This is a genomic window from Pseudomonas sp. RIT409, from assembly GCF_003052515.2.
Classification (GTDB): Bacteria; Pseudomonadota; Gammaproteobacteria; order Pseudomonadales; family Pseudomonadaceae; genus Aquipseudomonas.
In genome coordinates this window covers 344029-366375 of sequence record NZ_QARE02000003.1, presented here as the reverse complement: position 1 = coordinate 366375, position 22347 = coordinate 344029, and the positions used below count along the sequence as shown (strand labels likewise).

Here is a 22347-nt window from a genome sequence, read left to right as displayed (position 1 = left end):
TTGCTAGACTCCGACCCATGCCTGACATCGAACTCGACCCCTCGGAAACCTTTCCCACCTACGCCTTTTGCCCGGTGATGACTGCGCTGGACGTGATCGGCGAACGCTGGGTCATCCTCATTCTGCGAGACCTCCTGCGCAACCCCGCTCGCCGCTTTCAGGACCTGCAGGCGTCGCTCAAGGGCTGTGCGCCGAGCACGCTGTCCACGCGGCTCAAGGCGCTCGAAGCCCATGGCTTGATCGAGCGTCGTATGTATGAGCAGCACCCGCCGCGCCTGGAATACTTGCTGACTGCCAAAGGTCGCGAGGTGGGTCCGGTGGTCGCCTCCTTGCGTGACTGGGGTCTGCTGCTGCAGGCACAAAACCCGCCGCGATAAGTGTTCTTCCCGCTCGCCCCGTGACCCTGGCAGACGTTTTTTTCGCGTCACCTGGCGCTGTGCCCGAGAGGTACACGGGATGAGCGCCCGGTCATCCGGCGAGAGAGCGAGTTTGCCGCCCCACGTGAGGGGCGGCCAGCGGCTGCCGCCAGCGGCAACAAAGGGCCGTGCGCCAGGCCCTCGCCGAGGGGGCATCGATCGGTGAAACTCACCCGCACGGGGCGCACGGCGTCTCTCAGCTCATATGGCACTGCTTTTGCTGCACCCCCTTCGCATCGATGACCTGATAAGGAGGTGAAAGATGATCATTGGCAGCAGTGCCATTCAGCATTTCGTGTCCAGAGTCGTGTCTCACACGCCGCACGACACGACAGACCGGGATGCGTACACCGCCGCGGCATTGGCGGGCGCATCGGCGCCGGTGACAGGCGTGGCGAACATCGCTGACGGCTCGACCCAGAGCAGCAACGACTCAGGCTACAACGAGTCCTTCGCCAAAATGATGGTGAACCTCAAAGCAGCGCTGGCCAACACCACCGCTTCGGTGTCGGACGACGACAAGGCAGCAGCCGCTGCGGCGTTCTCCGCCAGCAGCGACAAGCAGGTGGCGGCCTCGGACAGCGTGAGTCAAACGGTTGATCAGGAAATGGCGGCCGTCGATGGCGTCAGTGATGGCGGCGCTTCCAGCACCTTTGCCCAGGCAAGGTTCTTGGCGTACATGAACCAGACCGATGCCGAGAAAATGCGCCAGCAATTGACCGGTGTCTCGAAGGAGGAGTACGACAAGATGACGCCCGAGCAGCAGGCGGCCGTGGACAAGAAAGTCGCCGAGTTGCAACAGCAGAAACAGGAGCAGCAGATCGCCGAGCAAGAGGTCAAGGCCAGGATTGCCATGGCGAAGGCCGAAATGGCCTGAAGTCGATAAGCATGAAAGAAAAAGGGGCAGCGCTCTTGGACCGGCTGCCCCTTTTTCATGGATGAATGGTAAGGTCGCGCCATTCTGGCGAGGCTGCAGCGGTATGAACTTACCCTGGGTCTGTAAAAAGGCTTTCCAACGCGGCATCACCAAGTATCAAGGCTTTTCCTGCAGAACCTAGATCACCTGATCCCGATACGGCAGATCCGGTCCGACCCGGGTGCAGGTCACCGCAGCGGCGGCCACGGCGAAATTCAGCATGTCGGTCAGGGTTTCACGGCTCAGTGTCGTCAGGCTTGCCGGGTTGTCGAGCTGCCGTTCGGTGAGGAAGGTAATCAGCGCCGCCTGGAACGTGTCGCCGGCACCGACGGTATCGGCGGTCTTCACTTCGCGCGCGGGCACCGACCAGTGGCCGAGTTCGCGGGTGAAGACGGTCGCGCCCTGCCGTCCTCGGGTCATGATCACCAGTTGGCAGTTATGCTGCAGCCAGCCCTTGGCTACCGTTGCCGGCTCGATGTCCGGGTACAGCAGGCCGAGGTCCTCGTCGCTGACTTTAATGATGTGTGCGTGCTGGGCGAACTTCGCCACTTGGCCGCGCCAGCGTTCGATGCTCGGTGCCGGATTCAGGCGCACGTTGGGGTCGAAAGTAATCAGGCGCTTGCCGCTCTCACGCTCGACGAGCGCGAGGAGGGTGTCGGCGACCGGCTGCACCACCAGCGAGAAGGAGCCGACGTGCAGCCCGCGCACGTTGTCGTCCAATGCCGGCAGATGCTTGGGCGCGAGCAAGCGGTCGGCGCAGCCTTCGCCCCGGAAGCTGTAATGGGGTGAGCCGTCCGCTCCGACCGCGACCATCGCCAAGGTGGTGGGCGCATCGAAGTGAACCAGGAAGTCATCGCGCACACCTTCTTCATCCAGTACCGCTTCCAGGCGCTTGCCGAGGTAGTCGGTGGAGAGGCCGGCAAAGAAGCCAGCGTCCACTCCCAGGCGGCGCAACCCTACGGCGACGTTGAACGGCGAGCCGCCGGCAATGGCCTGAAAGGCGACTTTGTTGCTGTTACTCGCTCCGTTAGCGTCCGGCTGACTGAAAAAGTCGAACAGTGCTTCGCCACAGACCAGATACATAGGTGCTCCATTAAGGGCAGACGGCCAGCGTCAGAGGCCCTGCAATTGATTGCGATAATGCTGATAAACCTGTTGATAGGCGGCCACATGTTCGGCGATCGGTTGCGTTTCACTGTCAGGATCGAGGCTGACGCATCGCTCGCTCAGCGCCTGCAGCGACTCGTTGCCGCCGACGCTATGGGCGTGACACCAGGCCGCCTGAATCGCAGCGCCCAGTGCGGCCGCTTCGGTCCCGGTGGTGCAGATGACCGGTGTGTCCATGATATCAGCGACGATCTGCCGCCAGATCGCGCTTTTCGCACCCCCGCCGATCAGGCGGATAGTGGCGCTTTTGATGCCGCTGTCGCGCAGCAGGTCGAGGCCGTAGCGCAAGCCGAAGGTGGTGCCTTCGACCACTGCGCGGCACAGGTTGGCTTGTGTCAGGTTGGTGCTGTCCAGGCCCAGGATGCTGCCAGTGGCATGGGGCAGGGCAGGCACGCGCTCGCCGTTGAGGAACGGGAGCATCAGTACACCTTGCGCACCAATTGGCGACGAGGCGATGGCGGCGTTGAAGGCGCCGATGTCCAGTGCGAACAGTTCGCGGATGGCGCTGGTGGCGTTGGTCAGGTTCATGGTGCAGATCAGCGGCAGCCATCCACCCGACGACGAGCAGAATGTCGCGACCGACGGTTGGTCGCTGACGGTGCCCTCGTCGCTGAAGGCATACACCGTCCCTGACGAGCCCAGGCTCATGGTGATGGAACCCGGCGCGATGTTGCCGGTGCCGATGGCGCCCATCATGTTGTCGCCGCCTCCACTGGAGACGATGGCTTCAGGGTTGAGGCCCAGGCGCTCGGCGATCGCAGGCAGAATTTTGCCGACCGGCGCATGGGCTTTCAGCAGGGTCGGCAAGGCGTTGACCAGGCGCCCCGCGGGATCGATGTGGTTAAGGATGTCCAGGTCCCACTGCCGGGTCCGTACATTGAAATAGCCGGTCCCGGAGGCGTCGCCGAATTCACTGCAACAGCGCCCGGTCAGCCAGTAATTGAGGTAATCGTGGGGCAGCAGGATCTTGTCGATCCGAGCGAACAGGTCGGGAAACTGCTCCTTGGTCCAAAGCAGCTTGGAAACGGTATAGCCGGGGGCGATGGCAATGCCCAGCCGCTCCAGCGATCCGGTTTCGCCGCCGAGGTACGCCAGCAGGCGGTCATTCTCGGGGGCGGACTCGGTGTCGCACCACAGCTTCGCCGGACGCAAGACCTCGCCGTGTGAGTCAATCATCACCAGCCCGTGTTGCTGGCCGGACACGCCAATGCCCTGAATCTCGGCACCGGAAACGCCCGCCTGCTTCAATGCGACGGCCGTCGCCTGTTCGAACGCGTCGAGCCATTCCTGCACATCTTGCTCGCGCCGCCCGTTGGGCCCGCTGATCATGTGATGCGCGCCCGAGCCTTCGCCCAGAACCTTGCCGCTGGTGGCATCCAGGACGATCGCCTTGGTGCCTTGAGTGCCGCAATCGATGCCGAGAAACATGTTCACCTCACACGGTTTTCGCCAACAGGTTTTCCAGGGTTTTGCTGACGCCCAACTGCTTCAGGCTATTCAGGTTCTTTTCGAACGAGGCGACGAAAGCCGCCGACTTGGGAATCGCGGCGCCGAAGATCTCCTCGACCTCCAACAGACGCTGGGTGATCAGCACGTCATCGGCCACCAGCGCCTTGCAGAACTCGGCACGCGGGTCGACCACCTTGTACTCCACACCGTTCTCGCCTTTGAAATCCCCGTTCCTGTTGCCCTGCAGATAGAGGGCCCAGGCCGCGACGACCAGTGAGGCGCGGTCCAGGTTGCCTTGATCGACAATCAGCCGGTTGATCGTCGGGACAGTGAATTTCGGAAATTTCGACGAACCATCGGAACAGACACGCTCCAATTGGTCCGCGATCGCCTGGTTGGAAAAACGCTCGATGAGCGTCTGCTTGTACTCCGTCAGGTCGATGCCGGGCACTGGCGCCAATTGCGGCGTGACGTCCAGGTCCATGTAGGTGCGGATGTACTCGACGAACAGCGGATCGTTCATGGTTTCATGGACGAAGCGGTAGCCCTTCAGCGCGCCCAGGTAGGTCAGCGCCAAGTGGCTGCCGTTAAGCAGCTTGATCTTCATTTCTTCGTAAGGGGTCACGTCGTCGGTGAACTGCACGCCGACTTTTTCCCACGCCGGGCGGCCATTGACGAACTTGTCTTCCAGTACCCACTGCACGAAGGGCTCGCAGACCACTGGCCAGGCGTCGTCGATGCCCTTGGTGTCATGCAACTGCAAGCGGTGGGCGGTGCTGGTCATCGGCGTGATGCGGTCGACCATGGCATTGGGGAAGCTGACGTTTTCGGCGATCCAGTCATGCAGTTCCGTGTCGCGCAGCCGGGCGAAGGCCAGCAGCGCCTTGCGAGTCACCGCGCCGTTGTGCGGCAGGTTATCGCAGGACATCAACGTGAATGCCGGTATGCCTTGGGCTCGGCGCTTGGCCAGGGCCGCGCACAGGTAGCCGAACACCGTCTTCGGGGTGGCCGGATGGGTCAGGTCATGCTGGATCTGCGGCAGATGGCTCATGAACTCGCCGGTGCTGTCGTCGATGCAGTAGCCGCCCTCGGTGATGGTCAACGAGACAATGCGAATCTCGGGGCTGGCCAGTTTGTCGATCAATGCCAGATCGTTGTCGGTGGACATCAACATCTGACTCATGGCACCGATGACCCGGGTCTCGGTATCGGGTGTGTCGCCCAGTTCGAACAGGGTGTAGAGAAAATCCTGGCCTTTCAGGGCTTCGAAATTGTTGCGGTCCTCTTCGCGCAGGCTGACGCCGCAAATGGCCCAGTCCAGGCCCTCGCCGGTGTTCATGAGCGCATCGGTGTAAAACGCCTGGTGCGCGCGATGGAAGCCGCCCACGCCGATATGCGCGATGCCCTGGCGGCGGTCTTCGAGGGCGTAGCCGGGCACCGCGATACCAGGGCCCAGATTCGACAGGTTCTGTTTGTTCAGTTTCATGACGGCGTTCTCGATTCGGGTAGATGCCGCGGTTTCAGGCCGCGGCTTGCATGGCTTTGCGGATGACCTGCCCCTGAGCGTCGAACAGGTGGCAATGGGTGCTGTCCAGGTGCAGGTTGAGGGTTTCCCCATACTGGCTGGCCAGGTCACCGCGAATCCGCATGGTGAGGGCTTCGCCGGAAGCCGTCCGGACGTGGCAATAGGTGTCGCTGCCTAGCCGCTCGCTGACATCGGCCACCACCTGCAGCTGGCATTCGCCGGGTTTGGCGATTTCCAGATGCTCAGGACGGATACCCAGGGTGACGGCATCACCGACGCTCTGTTGGGCGTTGGTGAAGGGCAGGCTGATGGTGGTTCCCGCGTCCAACGTGACTTCACAGCCGCTGGCCTCGACCCGGCTGACCTTGCCTTTGAGGAAGCCCATCTTGGGTGTCCCGAGGAAACCTGCCACGAACAAGTTCGCTGGGTGGTGATAAAGCTCTAGCGGAGAGCCCACTTGTTCCACGCGGCCGCCGTTGAGCACCACCACCTTGTCGGCCAGGGTCATGGCTTCCACCTGATCGTGGGTGACGTAGATCATGGTCGCTTCCAGCTCCTTGTGCAGTCGCGACAGCTCCAGGCGTGTCTGCACCCGCAGCGCGGCATCGAGGTTGGACAGGGGTTCGTCGAACAGGAAGATTTTCGGGTTGCGCACGATGGCACGTCCGATGGCTACACGCTGGCGCTGGCCGCCCGAAAGCTGTTTGGGCTTGCGTTCCAGCAGCGGGCCCAGTTCCAGAATGCGTGCCGCCTCGGCGACCTTTTTCTCCACCTCGGCCTTGGGCGTGCCTGCCAGGTCCAGGGCGAAGGACAGGTTCTTGCTCACGGTCATGTGGGGGTAAAGCGCGTAGGTCTGGAACACCATCGCCAGGTCGCGTTTAGCTGGGGTGACTTCGGTGATCTCCCGCCCATCGAGCTCGATGCTGCCACTGGTGACGTCTTCCAGCCCGGCGATCAGCCGTAGCAGGGTGGACTTGCCACAGCCGGACGGACCGACGAAAACGACGAATTCACGGTCTTTGACGTCCAGGTCGATGCCTTTGATGATTTGGTGGCCGTCAAAGCCTTTTTGCAGATTTCTGATGGTCAGGTTAGCCATGTGGGGCTCCAGTTTTATTCTTCACGTGCATCAAAAAAGGGTGGTTAGGAGATCGTTCCCACGCTCTGCGTGGGAATGCCGCCCTTGACGCTGTGCGTCGGCCTTTGGACGCGGAGCGTCCGGGTCACGGTTACCACGCGGAGCGTGGGAACCATCATTTACAGGGTGAGATCGTGGCTTGACTCATTTCACCGCACCAAACGACAACCCGCGAACCAACTGCTTCTGGCTGATCCAGCCGAAAATCAGGATCGGCGCGCAAGCCAGGGTCGACACCGCCGAGAGCTTGGCCCAGAACAAGCCTTCGGGGCTCGAATAGGAGGCGATCAACGCGGTCAGCGGCGCGGCGCTTGAGGAAGTCAGGTTCAACGACCAGAACGCCTCGTTCCAGCACAGGATCAACGACAACAACGCGGTCGAGGCCAGGCCGCCCTTGCAGATCGGAATCAGCACCCTGAAGATTTCCTGCCCGGTGCTTGCGCCATCCAGACGCGAGGCCTCCAGGATTTCGCCGGGAATGTCCTTGAAGTAGGTGTAAATCATCCAGACCACGATCGGCAGGTTGATCAGGGTGTAGATCACAATCAGCGCGATGCGCGAATCCAGCAGGCCGAAACTCTTGGCCAGCAGGTAAATCGGCATGAGCACGCCCACCGGCGGCAGCATTTTCGTCGAGAGCATCCACAGCAAGGTTTTCTTGGTGCGCTTGGTTTCGAAGAAGGCCATGGAGTAAGCGGCCGGCACGGCGATCAGCAGGCACAGGATCGTGGCGCTGAACGAGATGAGGATCGAGTTCCAGGCGAAGTGAAAGTAATCGCTGCGTTCCTGGATGTGCAGGTAATTCTCCAGCGTCGGGGTGAAGAACAATTGCGGCGGTGTCGCGAAGGCGTCGATCTCGGTCTTGAAGCTGGTCAGCACCATCCAGAAGATGGGGAAGAAGATCAGCGCTGCGATCAACCAGGACAAACTGCCGAGCAGCAGGCTTTGCAGGCGACGGGATTGCTTGAGCGTCATCATGTCCGTGCCCTCAGGATTTTTCAGTGAGGTTTTTGCCGATCATCCGTACCAGGATGATCGCTGCGATGTTGGCGATGACCACGGCAATCAAGCCGCCCGCCGATGCCATGCCCACGTCGAATTGCAGCAGCGCCTGGTTGTAGATCAGATACGCCAGGTTGGTCGACGCGAAACCCGGGCCGCCGTTGGTGGTGGTGTAGATTTCAGCGAACACCGAGAGCAGGAAAATGGTCTCGATCATCAGCACCACCGCGATGGGACGCGCCAAGTGGGGCAGGGTCAAATGCCAGAAAATGGCGATGGGGCCCGCACCGTCCAGGCGCGCCGCTTCTTTCTGTTCCTGGTCGAGCGATTGCATGGCGGTCATCAGAATCAGGATGGCGAACGGCAGCCATTGCCATGACACGATGATGATGATGGACAACATCGGATAATTGGCCAGCCAGTCTACCGGCTGGGCCCCGAACAACTTCCAGACCCAGGCGAGGATGCCGGACACCGGGTGAAAAATCAGGTTCTTCCAGATCAGAGCGCTGACCGTGGGCATGATGAAAAACGGGGAAATCAGCAGCACACGGACGATGCCGCGACCGAAAAACTCCGTCGCTTCCAGCAGCGCTGAAATCAGCACGCCGAGGATGACGCTGATGGCCAGCACGCTGCCAACCAGCAGCAAGGTGTTCATGGCGCCCGGAAAAAAGCCTGAATCGGTGACGAAAAACTCGAAGTTCTCGAGGCCGACGAACTCGTTTTCACCCGGGTTGAGCAGGTTGTAGCGGATCAGCGAAAAGTAGATGGTCATGCCCAGCGGGACGATCATCCAGACCAGCAGCAAGGCCACAGAGGGGCTGACCAGAAACCAGCCAGGTTTGGTGACGCTGGCTTTTTTCGGGTCTTTTCCGGCGACAGAAGACGCAGGAGGCGGAAGGGTTGAGGTGTTCATGGTGACTCCGAACCGGGGCATGGGCGGAAGCGGGGCAGCGACCCAGCTGAGCCGGGCGCTGCCTGGAAACGAGCGGGATCAGCCCTTTTTCGGGTAACCGGCGCGCTTCATTTCACGTTCCGAGACGCTTTGGGCGTTGGTCAGCGCCTGGTCGACCGAGGCGGTGCCCACCAGGGCGGCCGAGAATTGCTGACCCACCGAGGTGCCGATCGACTGGAACTCGGGAATGGTCACCAGCTGGATGCCGACGTAAGGCACAGGCTTGAGCGTCGGCGCTTTCGGCGTAACCGCCTTGAGCGATTCCAAGGTGATGTCAGCGAATGGCGCGGCTTTTTTATAGGCGTCGGTGTAGGTCGAGGCACGCGTGCCTGGCGGCACGTTGGAGACGCCGTCTTTCTCGGCGACGAGGGCCGCGTATTCTTTGGAAGTCGCCCATTCAGTGAAGGTACGTGCGTCCTTGTCGTTCTTGGCACTGGTGGGAATGGCAAGGGCCCAGGAGTACAGCCAGGCCGAGCCTTTGTCGGTGACTTCATGGGGCGCGTAGGTGAACCCTACGTTGTCGGCGACCTTGCTCTGGGATTTGTCGGTCACGAATGAGCCGGCGACGCTGGCATCGACCCAGATGGCGCACTTGCCGCTGTTGAACAGGGCCAGGTTTTCGTTGAAGCCGTTGCTGGAGGCGCCGGGTGGGCCGTCCTTCTTCATCACGTTGGTATAGAAGGTCAGCGCGTTTTTCCATTCTGGCTGATCGAATTGTGGCTTCCACTGTTCGTCGAACCAGCGGGCACCGAACGCGTTGGCGACGGTGGTGATCAACGCCATGTTTTCGCCCCAGCCGGCCTTGCCGCGCAGGCAGATGCCGTATTGCTCCTTGGACTTATCGGTGAGCTTGTCGGCGAATTCGGCGATCTGGGTCCAGGTCGGCCGCTCAGGCATGGTCAGGCCTGCGGCCTTGAACAAGTCCTTGCGGTAGTAAGTGATCGAACTTTCTGCGTAGAACGGCAGGGCGAAGAGCTTGCCGTCGACTGAAAGCCCATCACGCACCGAGGGGAACACGTCGTCCAGCGCGTAGGACGCTGGCAGGTTGTCCATCTCTTTGAGCCAGCCCTTGGCGCCCCAGAGTGAGGCTTCGTACATGCCGATGGTCAACACGTCGAACTGACCGCCTTTGGTCGCGATGTCCGTGGTCAAGCGCTGACGCAGGACGTTCTCTTCCAGGACGACCCATTTGAGTTTGATGTCGGGATGCTGTTCTTCGAAGGTTTTCGACAGCCGCTGCATGCGGATCATGTCGCTGTTGTTGACTGTGGCGATGGTCACGTCGCCCGCTGAGGCTGTGGTGCAGAGGGTCAGGCCGAGTGACAGAGAGGCGCAAGCAAGCAGAACGTTTGCAGAGGTCTTCATGTATCTCTCCTCTTCTGCGCCTCGTGGCAACAGAAGGTTGGTTTATTGTTTTTGTTCCTTCCAAAAGACCTGGAAGAAGTCCGTTGATTACAACGGGCCGCACAGACGATGACAAATCCTGCGACACACTTGAACTGATACTTTCTTGCACTCAGAGTTCAAGTGGCAACGCGACGGAATCGCGTTCCGGCATGGCGCGGCGCAGTGCCAGCGTAGTCGATGGGGGCGGGCAGGCGGCGAATCAGTACAGGTTTTGTTCGGTCAAACGCTGCACGGCGAGGCGTCGGTAATGCGATGGCGTCATGCCTTTGAGTTGCTGGAAGCGCCGGTTGAAGTTGGAAATGTTGTTGAAACCGGATTCGAAACACACGTCGGTGACCGGTTTCTCGCCGTCGGCGAGCAACTCGCAGGACTTGCTGATACGCAGGCGATTGACGAATTCGACGAAGGTGCGGCCGGTGGCCTGTTTGAATACCCGCGAGAAATAGGTCGGTTTCATCCCCAGATGCTCCGCGACCTCTTCCAGGGTCAGCTCGCGGGCGTAGTGGCTGAAGATGTAATCCACCGCTTTGTTGGTGCGCTCTACTGCATGATCGTCCGACAGCTGCGACGCTGTGGTGCCTGACAGCAACTGGAAGTCGTCGCTCGCCGCCAACAACTCCAACAGGATGAAAAAATGCCCCAGTCGGGTCATGCCGCTGGAGTCGGCTATCTTCTGCATCAGTTTGCTGGCCTGGCGGATCGTCCGTTTGCAGCGGAACTCGATTCCGTATTGCGCCCGCTCCAGCAGGGGCGTCAAGGTCTTCAACTCGGCGAACACCTGATTGCCGCTTTCCAGTAATTCCTCGGTGAAGTTCACCAGCATGTCGCGCTTGGGCACCACCTCGTCCTCCCCGACCTGGCTGATCCAGTTATGTGGCAGGTTTGGGCCGGTGAGAAACAGGGTGCCTGGGTGGAAGTTGCCGATGTAGTCGCCAACGAATACCTTGCCGGAGCTGGCGACGATCAGGTGCAGCTCGTATTCCTTGTGGAAATGCCAGCGGACCAGCGGGCAGGGGAATCCGTGTTCGCGGTAGATGATCGATAGACCATTGTGGTCGTCCATCAACTCGTAGGAAGGGTCGGTGACTTTTGTTGTTTTGGTCATGCGAAAGGCCTAGGTAGCAGGGGACGCTTGACCCTTAATGTGCACTATTTCTGCCAGGCGTTGCATCCGATCTGACAAAACTCGCCGCTCTCGCCCGAACCGCTTCGGGTTGGTGGATACTACACACCTCGGCCACCCCGATTACCCTGCGGCAGCACCGGACGCCCCCTTTATGAAAAAAATCCTCCTCATCGGCATTGGCGCCGGAGATCCGGACCACATCACGCTGCAAGCGATCAAGGCGCTGAACCGGGTGCAGGCCTTCTTCGTTCTCGATAAAGGCTACGACAGCGATGATCTGCTGCGGCTGAGACGGGACATGTGCGAACGCTTCATCGAGGGGGACGACTACCGGTGGGTGCAAGTGCGTGACCCTCGGCGTGAAGAAGATCCGGCTTCGTACCGGGAGGGCATCGCGCGCTGGCATGCTCAGCGCGCGATACTGTTCGAGCAATTGATTGCCGACCAGCTGAATGACGGTGAGACGGGCGGCTTTCTCGTCTGGGGTGATCCGGGGCTGTACGACAGCACACTGCGTATTCTGGAGCAGGTATTGGCCCGCGGTCGGACGTCTTTCGACTACGAAGTGATTCCCGGCATCACCAGTGTGCAGTCGCTGGCCGCCCGGCATCGGGTTGCTCTAAACCGCATTGGCGAGCCGATCCGCATCACCACCGGCCGACGGCTCGAGCGGGACCCGGTCGATTCGCTCGATAACGTCTGGGTGATGCTCGATGCCAAATGCACATTCACGCGCTTCGTCGATGAGCAACTTTGGATTTACTGGGGAGCCTACGTGGGCACGCCGGACGAAATCCTGATTGCAGGCCCGTTGAGCGAGGTCAGCGAGCGGATCAGGCACACCCGGGACGTTGCCAGGCGCGAAAAGGGCTGGATCATGGACAGCTACCTGCTGCGTCGGCCAATGGACTGATCCACAAAAAAGGCGCCGGTATCAAGTGACACCGGCGCCTTTGTTTCGAGCCTCTCAGGGACGCTTCACGCGACATCCACCAGCACGATCTCGCTGTCCTCGATGGCGGTCACTCGCAGCACACGCTCCTCGGCGACCGCCACACCGTCGCGGGCTTCGGCACGCAACCCGTTGACTTCGATCAGGCCAGTGGCCGGCACCAGGTATGCGCGGCGCCCTTCGTCCATGGCGTACTCGGCGGTTTCACCGGCTTTCAGGTTCGCGGCCACCAGGCGTGCATTGGCGCGGATGCGCAATTCGATGTCATCGTCTGCCTTGCCGCTGGCCAGCGTCACGAAGCCCTCACGATTGCCTTTCGGGAAGGGTTTGGCACCCCAGGAAGGCGGCGCACCGACCTCGTCCGGCATGATCCATATCTGAAAGATCTTGGTGTCTTTGGCTTCCAGATTGTATTCGCTGTGAGCCACGCCGGTGCCCGCGCTCATCACTTGCACGTCACCCGCTTCGGTGCGGCCACGGTTGCCCAGGCTGTCTTCGTGGGTAATCGCGCCTTCCCGGACGTAGGTGATGATTTCCATGTCCCGGTGCGGATGGCGCGGGAAGCCGGTGCCGGCTTCGATCACGTCGTCGTTCCAGACGCGCAGTTGGCCCCAGTTCATACGGGCAGGATCGTAATAGTTGGCGAATGAAAAATGGTGATGCGCGTTCAGCCAGCCGTGGTCCGCGCCGCCAAGGGATGTGAAAGGGCGAAGTTGCAGCATGATTCAGTTCCTCCGTTAGCAGTGCCGGGCCGTTGAGGTAGGGCGCCGCTGTTAGTTGATGAGCCCATGATCCATCAACTAAATATCGATAAAAAGCGTAAGATTTGCGTGATTATGATCGAAATATCAGATTATAAGCCGTGCTGTCTCGTGCGATCTCCCTTGCAGTTGATCGGCTAACTCCATGACCCACAAGCTTTTCGCTGGAGCTCGGCGCTGAATGAGGCGACCATAGCGACCTCTCGATCCAAGCTGATATTCGGAGCCTGCGTGTCACACGATTTTCCAGCCGAACCTGCCCATGACCTGCCCCCAGATCTCAAATCGCCGCATCGATTGCCCTTCCTCAAACGTCTGCTCGCCCGCCTGATCGGACGAGGGCTGACACGCCTGCAGGCGCAGCATCTGCCGTCCTGGGAGTTGGGCCATGCCGACGGGTTTCTCAATGGGCATGCACAGGGCATGGATGAGGGGTATGCGGAGGGTCGGCTTGACGGTGTCGAGGAGGGGCGCCGGGTACTGGTCATCCGTGATACCCGCCCGCAAGCTCATCGCGGACCTCAGGTGGATGACCATCTGTTCGATGACTGGCGCTTGCCGCTGACCCCTGAACTGAAGAAGCGCATCAAGGCCGACGTGGCGCAAAAGCTGCCTGCCCATGCTCAGCCCACGACGGCGCAATGGAAAATGATCTTCAGCGATACGCCGTCCACGTACGTCATCGCCGGCGCGGGCGCTGGGAAGTCGACTTCGCTGGTGCTGCGGGTACTGTTGCTGCACCACTACTTGGGGTTCGAGCTGGATGCCATGACCGTCGTGACGTTCACCCGTGAGTCGCGCAAGGATTTCATCGGCAAGCTGATCGAGGTCTTGGGCCTGTGGGGCCATGAGCTGTCGCCGCGGCAGGCCCGCGAGGTGGTTCGCACCTTTCATTCGCGCATTCTGCCGTTGGTGCGCAGCTTGCCGGGCTTCGAGCAGTTGCAGGCATTCGAGACGCTGAGCAGTCAGAATCAGGATCTGTTCGGCCATCCAACGACGGACACCGAGGTCGACACCAACCCGTTCGATCTGCGCATCAATGATGCACAGCGTCAGCAGATGAACCTCTGCTATCGCGACCTGTACGCGGCCAACCCCCGCTTTCGCGAGCTCATTGCGCCGCTGTACCGACAATCCATGCAGCTCAAGACGCTGGACCGCGACCACCCGGACGTGCAGAAACGCATCACGGTCATGGGGCTGTCGTCTTCGCGGGACGAAGAGCTGTGCGATGTCATCGAGGACCTGTGGATCCGCAAAGGGATGTGGCCGATCCAGGGGGTGGAGCCCATGCGTCAGGCCGTCGAAGTCAGTGGGTTGACCTTCCACGTCCACGGCTATGCGGCCGAGCTCGATGCCTGGATCGTTCTGGGCTTCGACCCCAGCGAGGATCAGCACCTGCGCCGAGCCGACGCCAAGCTTCCCGTGCGCGCCGAGTGGGCCATCAAACGCACGCTGTTTCAGGCGTTCTCCCGTAAACCGGTGATCTGGCTGGAGAACTACGAAGCGTCACGGGGCATGATGCAATCCTTGTCCGGGGCGGCGGTGGCTGGGCCGGGCTTCGAGTACAAGGTCAAGGGCGAGCTGAGTGCGGCGCCGTTGCTGGACAGTTTCGTTGCCGCTGCAGGATTCATCGAAAACCTGGGCCTGGACGTACCCGACGCGGTTGCTCGCATGCGCTTCTCCGATCAGGAGCCGGATCGCTTCTTTTTCGAGGCCTTGAGTCTGTACTGGAGGGCGTTCGAGGATCACCTGCTGGGGATGTCGCCACCGGTCATGACGTACAACCGGATGTTCGCGCTGTTCGGCGAAAATGCGCCGGAAAACCTCAAGTTGGTCAGCGATGCCGGCCTGCGGCCGCTGTCCCACTTGATGATCGACGAATTCCAGGATGTGTCGCCGCAGATCGTCTCCTGGCTGCGCGCCAGCCTGCGCGAGGTGCGCAGCCGTGGCGCGTCGCTGCATCAAGGCAGGGGAGCCCAGCGTTCCTCGCTGCTGTGCGTGGGTGATGACTGGCAGTCCATCTACGGTTGGCGGGGCAGTTCGCCGAAATTCTTCATGGAATTCGCCAAGGAATTCCCGGCGCCTTCTACCACGCGCGTGATGCTCAGCGACAACTTTCGCAGCCACCAACACATCATCGATGCCGCAGAGCACATCGTACGCGCTGCACCTGCCATTCCGGGGAAGAAGGCCAAGGCGAGCGGGCCGGTTCAGGACCTGCTGCCGGTCACCGTGCTGGACCGCAACGACGAGCTGCTGGTGGCCAGCCTTGTGAAACATTACGAGGCCGGCGACTCGGTGTTGTTGCTGTATCGCAAGGGCAGCGAGCGCAACCGCTTGCCGGAGACGCTTCAGGCATTGATCGACGCTGACCGGGCACTGCCACCCCACGCGCGGCGTCTGAAACAACTGACCTATCACAGCGCCAAGGGGCTACAGGCGGACGCCGTGTTTCTGCTGGGCGATTGCCAGCACCTGACGCAGTCGCCTTACAAGAACCAGGTGTACCAGCTGGCAGGGCTGGGAACGGCAGGCGACCTCGAAGCGTTCGACAATGCCCAGAAAGACGAAGTGTTGCGCCTGGCCTATGTGGCGATCACTCGTGCCGTCCGGCAGTGTTACTGGTTCATCGACGCGGCGGGCAACGAGGACGCCAATGTGCCGAAAGCGTCAGCGCGGATTGCGTCAGACAAGGCGTTTTTCGACGACCGGCGCGGCGGCGTGACGATGCTGGAAGGCTGAGTTACGCCTGATCAAGGGTGGCAGGCGGTGGGGACGCTGGCTGCCGCCGGCCAATTCAATGCAGGGTGGCGATCACGCCTGACGGTCATACGACGGTTGATGCGGCACGAACGTCTCCAATTCCAACTCAATGGCCTCGATGATGTGCTCGACGTCCATTGCATTCATGACCGTTGCGCAGGGAATGCCCGCGATGGCGATCATCGTCTCGCCGCTGGCGCGGTCGAACAGGCGCGCCACCATGCTGCCAGGCGCATCCATGCTGGCCTCAAAGCCCACCGGGTGAAAATGCCAGCGCATCAGTTGGCAGGCGTTGGGAAACGTGACTTTGTTCATGGGACCCACCTCATCAATCGAGCAATTCCAAAGCTCCGCAGGGCAGGAAAACAGTGTCTGTCGCCCGGATCCGAGGAACGGCGCAACGCGCATGCCAGAGCAGGGCGGTGCTTTGTGGGTCGTCCTTCGTGGGTCGAATCAGGCGGTGCAGATCACGAGTCAGGTAAAAGTAGCACTGACTTCTTACAACGATGAGAAAAAATTCCTACTAAACGAAAAACTTTACGTTTCTTTGATGAACGTCACCTGCGCTTATTCGTTGAAGTTATTAGGGTGTTCTTAATTTTTTGACGTCAATAATAAGGCACGTGGCCACTATATTAGTTGGGCTCTGTAGCAGTATTCACGTGTGTAATAACGCACACAGCTTTTCAAGTCATTTTTCGCAATTGGATCCGCAAAAACGCACGTTTAAAAAAAATTCCTAAAGTCCACTGGTCCTGTTCATACCGCCAGCCGATAGAGAATTAGAGGCGTCAAAGGCCAACTTATTTTTGCGCCCCCTCGAGATGTGCAGTGGATAGCGGCTGAGGCATAACCCGGCATGGATGCGCTCCGCAGACTGAAAAGAGAGACTTTCCATGTCAATAAGAAACATGAATATTGCGCCGCGTGCATTTCTGGGGTTCGCGTTCATTGCCGTTCTGGTAATCGGGCTGGGCTTCTTTTCCATTAACCGCATGGCAGTGATTCGCCAGGCCACTATTGACATGGAAACCAATCAACTCCCCAGTGTCGGGTTCCTGGGTAACATGCTGGAAAGCAGCTTGCGGTTGCGTATCACGTCCTTCCGCACGTTGGTCAACCGCGAACCCGCCGCATTGCGTGAAACCGAGGGGCGCATCGCGGATTTGATCGGCAAGTTGCAAGACGCCAAGAAGAGTTACGCAGCGTTACCTGCCGAAGGCGAAGAGCTTGCGACTTACCACCAATTCGAAGCGACGCTGGCCACGTTCCTCGATGTCCAGGCGCAGGTGCTCGACTTGTCTCGTCAGGATAAAGTCGAAGAAATGCGCAACATGATCAATACGCGCATGAAGGACGCCACGGATCTTATGGGCGTGCAACTCAATCAACTCATCACAATTAACAAGGCTAACGCGACAGCAGCGGCGGCGTTGTCCAAACAGCAATACGATGGGGCGAACATTGGTGTCATCAGTGTCTCGGTCATTGCAGCGCTCATGACAGTGTTACTGGCGTGGTTATTGACCAAAAGTATCGTCAACCCGCTGGCTAAAGCGGTTCGGGCTGCGGAAAGCATTGCCGGCGGCGATTTGACCCAACCCATTGAGGTGGATGGTAAAGACGAGGCTACCCAACTTCTGCATTCCCTGGTGACGATGCAGAAGAACCTGCGCCAGACCTTGGAGTTGATCTCTGGCTCGGCCACACAGTTGGCTTCAGCCGCCGAGGAACTGAGCGCGGTCACTGAAGAGTCGTCGCGCGGTCTGCAACAGCAGAACAACGAGATCGAGCAAGCCGCCACGGCGGTCAATGAGATGACGGCGGCCGTGGAAGAAGTGGCGCGCAATGCAGTCTCGACCTCGGAAGCGTCTCAGCAATCCAGTCGGACCGCTGGCCAAGGTCGTGATCAAGTCGTGGAAACCGTCAAGTCGATCCAGGACATGAGCCAGCGGATTCAGTCCACCACTGCGGTCGTCGAGGGGTTGGCGGAGCAGGGCCGTGACATTGGGAAGGTGCTGGATGTGATTCGCGCCATTGCCGAACAGACCAACCTGCTGGCGCTTAACGCGGCCATTGAAGCGGCGAGGGCGGGTGAGGCCGGGCGCGGCTTTGCCGTGGTGGCCGACGAGGTCCGGGCGCTGGCCCACCGCACCGCGCAATCGACCACCGAGATCGAGCAAATGGTCGCGGGCATCCAGACCCGGACCGGGGACGCTGTGCAGTCGATGTCGCGCAACACCGAGAGCGCTCGAACCACCTTGAGCCTGGCGAGTTCGGCGGGGGATGCGTTGGAACTTATTACCGAGGCCATCGCGCAGATCAACGAACGCAACCTGGTGATCGCCAGCGCTTCCGAGGAGCAGGCGCAAGTGTCGCGCGAAGTCGACCGGAACCTGGTGAACATTCGCGATCTGGCGGCGCAGTCCGCGGCAGGGGCTAATCAGACCAGCGCTGCCAGCCATGAATTGTCGCGATTGGCCGTGGACCTCAAGGCCATGGTGACCCGGTTCAAAGTGTGACGGAGGGATGGTCGGGAAAGTCGCAGCACTGCAGTGCTGCGACGCCCTCATCCGCGCGGCCAGGCTTCGGGATTCACTAAATCCTTTGGTCGCTGACCGTTCAGCGCGCTGATCAGGTTGTCCACCGCACAGGCGGCCATCGCTTCGCGGGTTTCATGGGTGGCAGAGCCCATGTGGGGCGTGGCGACGACATTGTCGAACGTCAGCAATGGGGAATCCACAGGCAGCGGCTCCTGCGTGAAGACATCCAGCCCCGCGGCACGGATTTGGCCGCTTCGCAGGGCCTCGATCATCGCTTGCTCGTCCACCACCTTGCCTCGAGCGATGTTGATGAAGATCGTCTCGGGGCGCATCCGAGCGAATTGTTCCGCACCGATCAATCCCTGGGTTTGGGCGGTCAAGGGCAGGGTGAGGCAGACAAAGTCCGCTTCTTGCAGCAGCGCGTCCAGGCTTCGGTATTCAGCGCCAAAGCGGGCGTCCACCGCCGGTTTTTGCGAGTGGCTGTGGTAAATCACGCGCATGCCAAACCCGAAATGGCCGCGTTGCGCCAGCGCCTCACCAATACGCCCCATGCCGATGATGCCCAGCGTCTTGCCGTGTACATCGGTGCCGAAATGGGCAGGGCCGATATTCTGTTTCCATTGCCCGTCGCGCACCCAATTGGCCAGCTCGACCACGCGCCGGGCGGTCGCCATGATGAGCGCGAAGCCGGTGTCTGCGGTGGTTTCGGTGAGCACATCCGGGGTGTTGGTCAGCAGGATCCTGCGCCGCGTCAGCTCGTCGATAGGGTAATTATCGACGCCCACCGAGACGCTGGACACCACCTGCAAGCGGGGGGCGAGCGACAATAAATCAGCATCCAGCGTGAGGCTCGCGCCCAACAGCCCCTCAGCCTCGGGCAAGGCATCGCGCAGATGAGCCAAGCCGTCCTGGCTTTTCGGGTTCTCCACGACAGTGACCTGCGCCACCGCCTCCAAGCGCGCCATCAAAGGCGCGGACAGGGTTTTGTACAAAACGACGTGTTTTTTCATTGTGGAAGTCCAGGTCAAGGGTGCGCAGGAGTACGGGAAACGTTCGGCCCTTCGCGCAAAGGCGTGGCGGCAGCATCGGGTTTGAGCAGCAGCGTCAGCACCACCGACACCAACAGCGCGCCGCTCATGAACAGGTACGAAGCGCTGAGTGTGCCGGTGACGCCATTCAGGTAACCCACCAGGTAGGAGCCAGCGAACGAACCCAAGGCGCCGAGGCTGTTGATCAGCGCCATGGCCCCGCCAGCGACGTTGGCCGGCAGGATTTCCGGCACGATGGCGAAGAACGGACCGTAGGGGGCGTACATGCAGGCCCCCGCGACCACCAGCAGGGTGTAGGACCACCAGAAGTGCTCGGTGCCCAGCGCGTACGAGCCGTAGAACGCTACGGCCGCCAACAGCAGCGGGGGCCAGACGAACAGCTTGCGTTTTTGCGCCTTGTCCGACGCCCAAGACACCACCACCATGCCGATCACCGCAGCCAGGTAAGGCAACGCCGACAGCCAACCGGCCTCGACCATGTCCATTTCCATGCCTTTCTTGATGATGGTCGGCAGCCACAGGACGAAGCCATAGACGCCGATGCTCCAGCAGAAATACTGGGCAGCCAGCAGCAACACCTTCGGCGACCGGAAGGCTTCGGCGTAGTTCTTCACCGGTTTGATACCGACCTGCTCGGCATCGAGCCGTGCTTGCAGCTCGGTCTTCTCGTCGGTGGTCAGCCAGTCAGCCTGCGCCGGGCGTTCGTCCACCAGCCGCCACCAGATGAATGCCCAGATCACCGCAGGCAGGCCTTCGACGATGAACATCCAGCGCCAGCTGAAATGTGCAACCAGGTAACCCGAGACCACGGACATCCACAGGAGGGTGACCGGGTTGCCGAGAATCAGCACCGTGTTGGCCCGGGAGCGCTCAGCCTTGGTGAACCAGTAGCACAGGTACACCAGCATCGCCGGCATCACGGCTGCTTCGACCACGCCGAGCATGAACCGGATACCAATCAGCATGTAGGCGTTTGACACGATGCCGGTCAGGGTCGCCAGGCTGCCCCAGAGAATGAGGCTGACGAAGATCAGTTTCTTCACGCTGCGCTTCTGCGCATAAATGGCGCCCGGCACCTGAAAGAAGAAGTAGCCGAGGAAGAACAGCGCCCCCAGCAACGACGACATGCCAGGGGTGATGTGCAGGTCCTCGGCCATACCGGAGGCGGCGGCAAAGCCATAGTTGGCGCGGTCCAGATAAGCGAGGCTGTAGGTGATGAACACGATGGGCATGATCAGCCACCAGCGGCGTTTCAGGCCAGCGTGTTTCACGTTGTCGAGTGATGTGTTCATGTCGGGCTTCCTGAGCATGTTGTTTTTGTTGCAGCAGGTATGGGGCAAAAATGTGCAGGTAAACGTTGACCTCGTTCAGGCGCTCTGTCGTCGAGGTGCGCGCTCGGCCAACCGCAAGGCCCCCTGGGTCGGCAGGCCTTCCATGTCGCCGCGACTTTGCACCGCCTGGCTGCCGATCCAGTTGCCACGGGCAGTCGCCTGGGCGAAGTCGAGGTTTTCCAGTAACGCGCTGATGACGCCCACTGCAAAGCCGTCGCCTGCGCCAACCGTGTCGATGACTGTCGCCACCGGTACACCCGGAATGAACGCCTCGTTGAGCTGCGTGCGGTAGTACGCGCCTTTGGCACCGAGTTTGATGATCACGGCTTCGACGCCCAGGTCCAGATAGAACTGAGCGATGTCGCCCGGGGTGTCGAAGCCGGTGAGCACTTCGCCTTCCGCCAGCCCCGGCATGACCCAGTGGGCGAGGCTGGCCAGGCGGTTGACCTCGCGGATCATCGTGGCCTGCCTTGGCCACAGCGAGGGGCGCAGGTTGGGGTCGAACGACACGCTGCGCCCGGCATCGCGCATCTGGCTCATCAGCGTGTGGGACAAGTCGCGGCAGGTGTCGGAAAGCGCAGCGGGAATGCCCGTCGCGTGCAAGTGCCGCGCTTTCAGCAGGTCGGGCACGATGTCATGGATGGACAGGTGACTGGCCGCTGAACCGCGTCGAAAGTACTCGACCACCGGATCGGCGCCTTCCAGCTCCAGTGACTTGAATTGGAAGCCGGTCGGGTGCGACGGATCGACGGTGACATGACGGCAGTCGACGCCTTCTTTAGAGAGGCTGTCGGTCACGAAGCGGCCCATGGAGTCATTGCCTACCCGGCTCAGCCAGGCCACCTTGAACCCCAGCCGCGACAGGCCGATGGCCACATTGCTGTCAGCACCGGCGATGCGTTTCTCGAAATGCCGCACAGCCGCCAGATCACCGGCCTGCTCGGCCACCAGCATGGTCATGGTTTCGCCGAACGAGAGGATATCGATGTCAGACATGGCTCAACGCCTCCGTCGATTGCGGTTCAGGCTGGCCCAGGCTCGCCAGGGTCTGAACCTGAAGCCGGGTGATTTCAAGCAGGTCTTCGCCCTGTAAAGGGTATTCGACGGCGCGGGGCACGCCGCTGGGCATGTGCCTGAACAACTGCTCCCACAGGTGCAGGTCTGCGGCGCGGGGCGGGACGGCGACCAGTTTCCCCGCCGCGTTGCGCGCGACCGCCTTACAATGCACGTAGCGGACATGGCGACCCAACTGCCGCGCGGCGGCACTGGCCGATTGTTCCTGCCACATCCAGTTGCCGATGTCGAAGGTCATGCTGATGGGCATCTGCAAGGCCTCGACGCGCGCGAAGAAACGCACCAGCGGCTCGATGCGCCCCCCTTGCGCGGTCTGGTCGTTTTCCACCAGCAGTTGGATGTCGTAGCGGGCCAGTCGGTCTGCCAGTGCGGCGACGTCACTGTCTTCTGTCAGGTGGCCCAGCGAAACCTTCAGCCACGTGGCGCCACAGGCATGGGCCCGCTGCAGAGCAGATTCCAGTTCCGGATTGGGGTGGCGCCGATCCGTTGGCCAGAGCTCCAACGGCGCCGAATACAGGCATTCAAGGCCCTGGGCGCGAATGGCTTCGGCGAGGGCGGAGAAGTCCTCGCGACCGGTGAAGAGCTCTTCGCGCAATTCGATCCGCGTCACGCCGGCGTCTGCCAGTAGCGGTATGAAAACCGCCTGTCCACGTTCGCGGACCAAATCGGCACCGTAGGCGCCCAGGCTAATGGCTACGGGGTATCGGTTCATTGTTATCGTCCTCTGAAACCGGTTTCATTTTCGTTCGAACTCGCGCCTTTCAGCA

At 60.8% G+C, this 22347-nt stretch carries 18 protein-coding genes and 1 pseudogene; 5 read left to right on the top strand and 14 right to left on the bottom strand.

What is annotated here, in order from left to right; all coding sequences use genetic code 11:
• Window positions 1-17 precede the first annotated feature (17 nt).
• The gene (locus DBP26_RS06185; protein ID WP_108236470.1) at window positions 18-377 is read left to right on the top strand and encodes a helix-turn-helix domain-containing protein; all 360 of its coding nucleotides are present in this window, start codon (window positions 18-20) and stop codon (window positions 375-377) included.
• Between the two features lie 301 nt (window positions 378-678).
• Window positions 679-1293, top strand: a complete 615-nt coding sequence (locus tag DBP26_RS06180) for a hypothetical protein (RefSeq protein ID WP_108236471.1) — start codon at window positions 679-681, stop codon at window positions 1291-1293.
• 177 nt (window positions 1294-1470) lie between these two features.
• Here the strand turns inward: DBP26_RS06180 and DBP26_RS06175 are convergent, their stop codons facing one another.
• The 8 genes and pseudogenes from DBP26_RS06175 to DBP26_RS06140 form a co-directional block, all read right to left on the bottom strand.
• A complete protein-coding gene (locus DBP26_RS06175; RefSeq protein WP_108236472.1) occupies window positions 1471-2415 on the bottom strand; it encodes a carbohydrate kinase in 945 nt (314 codons plus the stop codon).
• Between the two features lie 30 nt (window positions 2416-2445).
• Window positions 2446-3927 carry a xylulokinase gene (xylB, locus tag DBP26_RS06170; RefSeq protein ID WP_108236753.1) on the bottom strand — a complete coding sequence of 494 codons (1482 nt, stop codon included), beginning with the start codon at window positions 3925-3927 and terminating at the stop codon, window positions 2446-2448.
• Between the two features lie 7 nt (window positions 3928-3934).
• Window positions 3935-5434, bottom strand: coding sequence for a mannitol dehydrogenase family protein (locus tag DBP26_RS06165; protein WP_108236473.1), 1500 nt, complete (start codon window positions 5432-5434; stop codon window positions 3935-3937).
• 34 nt (window positions 5435-5468) lie between these two features.
• A complete protein-coding gene (gene ugpC, locus DBP26_RS06160) occupies window positions 5469-6572 on the bottom strand; it encodes a sn-glycerol-3-phosphate ABC transporter ATP-binding protein UgpC (RefSeq protein ID WP_108236474.1) in 1104 nt (367 codons plus the stop codon).
• A gap of 183 nt (window positions 6573-6755) precedes the next feature.
• Entirely contained in the window at window positions 6756-7589 is an 834-nt protein-coding gene (locus DBP26_RS06155; RefSeq protein WP_108236475.1) for a carbohydrate ABC transporter permease, read from the bottom strand.
• A 10-nt stretch (window positions 7590-7599) separates the two neighbouring features.
• Window positions 7600-8457: pseudogene (locus DBP26_RS06150) on the bottom strand (sugar ABC transporter permease); the annotation flags it as partial.
• Between the two features lie 153 nt (window positions 8458-8610).
• Complete coding sequence (locus tag DBP26_RS06145) at window positions 8611-9936, bottom strand: sugar ABC transporter substrate-binding protein (protein ID WP_108236476.1); 1326 nt, start codon at window positions 9934-9936, stop codon at window positions 8611-8613.
• Between the two features lie 241 nt (window positions 9937-10177).
• Window positions 10178-11083, bottom strand: coding sequence for an AraC family transcriptional regulator (locus DBP26_RS06140; RefSeq protein WP_108236477.1), 906 nt, complete (start codon window positions 11081-11083; stop codon window positions 10178-10180).
• A 172-nt stretch (window positions 11084-11255) separates the two neighbouring features.
• Here DBP26_RS06140 and cobF point away from each other — a divergent pair, with 172 nt between their 5' ends.
• A complete protein-coding gene (gene cobF, locus DBP26_RS06135) occupies window positions 11256-12017 on the top strand; it encodes a precorrin-6A synthase (deacetylating) (protein ID WP_108236478.1) in 762 nt (253 codons plus the stop codon).
• Between the two features lie 65 nt (window positions 12018-12082).
• Here cobF and DBP26_RS06130 read toward each other — a convergent pair whose 3' ends face one another.
• Window positions 12083-12778: a pirin family protein gene (locus tag DBP26_RS06130; RefSeq protein ID WP_108236479.1), complete on the bottom strand. Its 696-nt coding sequence runs from the start codon at window positions 12776-12778 to the stop codon at window positions 12083-12085.
• A gap of 270 nt (window positions 12779-13048) precedes the next feature.
• Between DBP26_RS06130 and DBP26_RS06125 the strand changes: the two genes are divergently transcribed.
• Window positions 13049-15562: a UvrD-helicase domain-containing protein gene (locus tag DBP26_RS06125; RefSeq protein ID WP_256600591.1), complete on the top strand. Its 2514-nt coding sequence runs from the start codon at window positions 13049-13051 to the stop codon at window positions 15560-15562.
• Window positions 15563-15634: 72 nt separating this feature from the next.
• Here the strand turns inward: DBP26_RS06125 and DBP26_RS06120 are convergent, their stop codons facing one another.
• Window positions 15635-15916 (bottom strand): DUF1652 domain-containing protein, encoded by a 282-nt coding sequence (locus DBP26_RS06120; protein ID WP_108236755.1) that lies wholly within the window; start codon window positions 15914-15916, stop codon window positions 15635-15637.
• A gap of 563 nt (window positions 15917-16479) precedes the next feature.
• On the opposite strand from DBP26_RS06120, the gene DBP26_RS06110 reads away from it, so the two are divergent.
• Window positions 16480-18105 (top strand): methyl-accepting chemotaxis protein, encoded by a 1626-nt coding sequence (locus tag DBP26_RS06110; protein ID WP_108236481.1) that lies wholly within the window; start codon window positions 16480-16482, stop codon window positions 18103-18105.
• A gap of 47 nt (window positions 18106-18152) precedes the next feature.
• Here the strand turns inward: DBP26_RS06110 and DBP26_RS06105 are convergent, their stop codons facing one another.
• The 4 genes from DBP26_RS06105 to DBP26_RS06090 all read right to left on the bottom strand — a co-directional run bounded on the left by DBP26_RS06105 (window position 18153) and on the right by DBP26_RS06090 (window position 22292).
• A complete protein-coding gene (locus DBP26_RS06105) occupies window positions 18153-19136 on the bottom strand; it encodes an NAD(P)-dependent oxidoreductase (RefSeq protein WP_108236482.1) in 984 nt (327 codons plus the stop codon).
• 14 nt (window positions 19137-19150) lie between these two features.
• Window positions 19151-20467: an MFS transporter gene (locus DBP26_RS06100; RefSeq protein ID WP_108236483.1), complete on the bottom strand. Its 1317-nt coding sequence runs from the start codon at window positions 20465-20467 to the stop codon at window positions 19151-19153.
• Between the two features lie 75 nt (window positions 20468-20542).
• The gene (locus DBP26_RS06095; protein WP_108236484.1) at window positions 20543-21502 is read right to left on the bottom strand and encodes a sugar kinase; all 960 of its coding nucleotides are present in this window, start codon (window positions 21500-21502) and stop codon (window positions 20543-20545) included.
• Window positions 21495-22292, bottom strand: coding sequence for a TIM barrel protein (locus DBP26_RS06090; protein ID WP_108236485.1), 798 nt, complete (start codon window positions 22290-22292; stop codon window positions 21495-21497). Before DBP26_RS06090 ends, DBP26_RS06095 begins: the two co-directional genes overlap by 8 nt.
• Between the last annotated feature and the right edge of the window lie 55 nt (window positions 22293-22347).

Coding starts and splice junctions, on each gene's coding strand:
- DBP26_RS06185 (WP_108236470.1), top strand. CDS start 18: ATGCCTGACATCGAACTCGACCCCTCGGAAACCTTTCCCACCTACGCC.
- DBP26_RS06180 (WP_108236471.1), top strand. CDS start 679: ATGATCATTGGCAGCAGTGCCATTCAGCATTTCGTGTCCAGAGTCGTG.
- DBP26_RS06175 (WP_108236472.1), bottom strand. CDS start 2,415: ATGTATCTGGTCTGTGGCGAAGCACTGTTCGACTTTTTCAGTCAGCCG.
- xylB (WP_108236753.1), bottom strand. CDS start 3,927: ATGTTTCTCGGCATCGATTGCGGCACTCAAGGCACCAAGGCGATCGTC.
- DBP26_RS06165 (WP_108236473.1), bottom strand. CDS start 5,434: ATGAAACTGAACAAACAGAACCTGTCGAATCTGGGCCCTGGTATCGCG.
- ugpC (WP_108236474.1), bottom strand. CDS start 6,572: ATGGCTAACCTGACCATCAGAAATCTGCAAAAAGGCTTTGACGGCCAC.
- DBP26_RS06155 (WP_108236475.1), bottom strand. CDS start 7,589: ATGATGACGCTCAAGCAATCCCGTCGCCTGCAAAGCCTGCTGCTCGGC.
- DBP26_RS06145 (WP_108236476.1), bottom strand. CDS start 9,936: ATGAAGACCTCTGCAAACGTTCTGCTTGCTTGCGCCTCTCTGTCACTC.
- DBP26_RS06140 (WP_108236477.1), bottom strand. CDS start 11,083: ATGACCAAAACAACAAAAGTCACCGACCCTTCCTACGAGTTGATGGAC.
- cobF (WP_108236478.1), top strand. CDS start 11,256: ATGAAAAAAATCCTCCTCATCGGCATTGGCGCCGGAGATCCGGACCAC.
- DBP26_RS06130 (WP_108236479.1), bottom strand. CDS start 12,778: ATGCTGCAACTTCGCCCTTTCACATCCCTTGGCGGCGCGGACCACGGC.
- DBP26_RS06110 (WP_108236481.1), top strand. CDS start 16,480: ATGTCAATAAGAAACATGAATATTGCGCCGCGTGCATTTCTGGGGTTC.
- DBP26_RS06105 (WP_108236482.1), bottom strand. CDS start 19,136: ATGAAAAAACACGTCGTTTTGTACAAAACCCTGTCCGCGCCTTTGATG.
- DBP26_RS06100 (WP_108236483.1), bottom strand. CDS start 20,467: ATGAACACATCACTCGACAACGTGAAACACGCTGGCCTGAAACGCCGC.
- DBP26_RS06095 (WP_108236484.1), bottom strand. CDS start 21,502: ATGTCTGACATCGATATCCTCTCGTTCGGCGAAACCATGACCATGCTG.
- DBP26_RS06090 (WP_108236485.1), bottom strand. CDS start 22,292: ATGAACCGATACCCCGTAGCCATTAGCCTGGGCGCCTACGGTGCCGAT.